Below are 1,711 nucleotides of genomic sequence, written 5' to 3'. Positions count from 1 at the left end.
GACGTCTATCAGGATGCACTTACAGCCGTCAGCAATCGTCGCGCGCTTTTTGCTGATCTGAACCGAGCTTTGGCCAATTCCCAGCGTTTCCAGATGCGGGTACAACTTGCGTTCATTGATCTTGATGGCTTCAAGCCAATCAACGATCGGTATGGACATCAGGCAGGTGATTTATTTCTTCAGCAGGTTGCACGCCGTCTGCGCCATGGGATGCGGGAGGGTGACTTCATCAGCCGCTATGGAGGAGATGAATTTGTCATCTTTGGTCTTTGCCAACAGGACGACCCCGATCAAGCGCGGCACGCTTGGGAAACGCGACTGCAGGGCCAGTTGGTAGGGGAGTATCTTCTGTTGGACGAAACACGGATCAACTATGCTGGTGCCAGCATCGGAGTGGTCACCGCCGAGCCCGATGAGAGCGCAGAGGCCTTATTAGCCCGAGCCGATCACAGTATGTACAACCGGAAAAAACAGCGGTACCAAAGCCATTATTACAATTTATAGTAGATATTTAGTCGCCCCTGAAGTATTCATTTTGTACCTATGCGAGGCTAAAGCAGCCAGTTCGGGGTGGCGCTTCATCCCCGAACACCGATGCGTATTCCACGCAAATCGGTCACCCGGAGTGCAGCGACATAGGGGTGGTTGATGTTTACTCTGAGGGCGCCTCCTGAGTCAATATTGGGGGTGAGCTTGCGCGGGGATTCACCCTCCAGATTCAGGGAATGGGCCTGGTGCACGCTTAGATCCAGAATGGCATCCGCCTAGGTCGGATCTCCCAAGGAATCGTGCCAGTGGCGCACGGACCCGGTTTGCTTTCCGGTTCTGGAAAACAAATGCGCGATCAAGCGTGAAAAATATGCGCCAATGGCGTATAATCAACCCATGGAGTTCATCGAAACACCCGTCTTTACCCGACTGATCCTGGAAATCATCACCGAGGACGAGTACCGGGAGCTACAGAACCTCCTGGTCGAGAACCCGGAACGTGGCGATATCATCAGAGGGGGAGGGGTATCCGAAAGCTACGCCACGCTCTCCCAGGGACTGGAAAGAGTGGTGGAATCCGGGTGGTCTACCACTGGATTACCCAAGAGGACCAAATCCTCCTGTTGTTAGCCTATCCCAAATCTCGAAAGGACAACCTCACGGCTCGGGAAACGGCGATCTTGCGGAGCCTTGTGAAGGAGCTATAACGCCATGGATGAATCGCTTCTCAGTGACCTGGTTCAAAGCCTGAAAGAGGCCAGGGACATTCGTCAGGGGAACGCGCAGCCCTCTCGCCGGACTCGCGTCTCACCACCCGACGCCAAGGCCGTGCGAGAGCAGGTAGGGCTTTCCCAGAGAGACTTTGCCGACCTCTTGGGCGTGAGTGTCGACACGCTGCAAAACTGGGAGCAGCATCGCCGCCATCCCAGCGGGCCAGCAGCGGCGTTGCTGCGCCTGGTAGCTGCGGCGCCAGAGTTGGCGCTACACTCGCTGCACGGGTAGGGCGACCTGTGCTGGCGGATGTCGCATAATGCCGGGTTATGATAAGTAGGATGGGGAACGCCGCAGGCTCTGTAGGCTCCCCTTCCAGCCGCCCACTTAAAATAACGAGGAACCGATTTACCCTAAATCCGCGATTGCTGCTAAGAGATAGATAGATAAGGCCCCGATCTGCAAGCCTTTCTGGTAGAATAAGCTTATCGAGAGCTTCACCCAGAAGGTG

Annotated in this window: 2 protein-coding genes and 2 pseudogenes; 3 read left to right on the top strand and 1 reads right to left on the bottom strand. The window is 55.4% G+C overall.

Annotated features, from left to right (window positions below):
* A partial coding sequence (locus AB4090_RS15005) for a GGDEF domain-containing protein (protein WP_369574681.1) occupies positions 1–504 on the top strand: 504 nt, incomplete at its 5' end.
* A gap of 182 nt (positions 505–686) precedes the next feature.
* Here the strand turns inward: AB4090_RS15005 and AB4090_RS15000 are convergent.
* A pseudogene (locus tag AB4090_RS15000) lies at positions 687–803 on the bottom strand (ATP-binding protein); the annotation flags it as partial.
* Between the two features lie 82 nt (positions 804–885).
* On the opposite strand from AB4090_RS15000, the pseudogene AB4090_RS14995 reads away from it, so the two are divergent.
* Positions 886–1,196: pseudogene (locus AB4090_RS14995) on the top strand (type II toxin-antitoxin system RelE/ParE family toxin).
* A 4-nt stretch (positions 1,197–1,200) separates the two neighbouring features.
* Positions 1,201–1,491 (top strand): NadS family protein, encoded by a 291-nt coding sequence (gene nadS / locus AB4090_RS14990; protein WP_369574680.1) that lies wholly within the window; start codon positions 1,201–1,203, stop codon positions 1,489–1,491.
* Positions 1,492–1,711: the final 220 nt, after the last annotated feature.

This window comes from Acidithiobacillus sp. IBUN Pt1247-S3 (assembly GCF_041146875.1).
Taxonomy (GTDB): Bacteria; Pseudomonadota; Gammaproteobacteria; order Acidithiobacillales; family Acidithiobacillaceae; genus Igneacidithiobacillus.
This window is presented reverse-complemented; position numbering and strand designations above follow the sequence as displayed.

Bases quoted from the DNA above. Each gene is read 5' to 3' on its own strand.
- nadS (WP_369574680.1), top strand. From the start codon at position 1,201: ATGGATGAATCGCTTCTCAGTGACCTGGTTCAAAGCCTGAAAGAGGCC.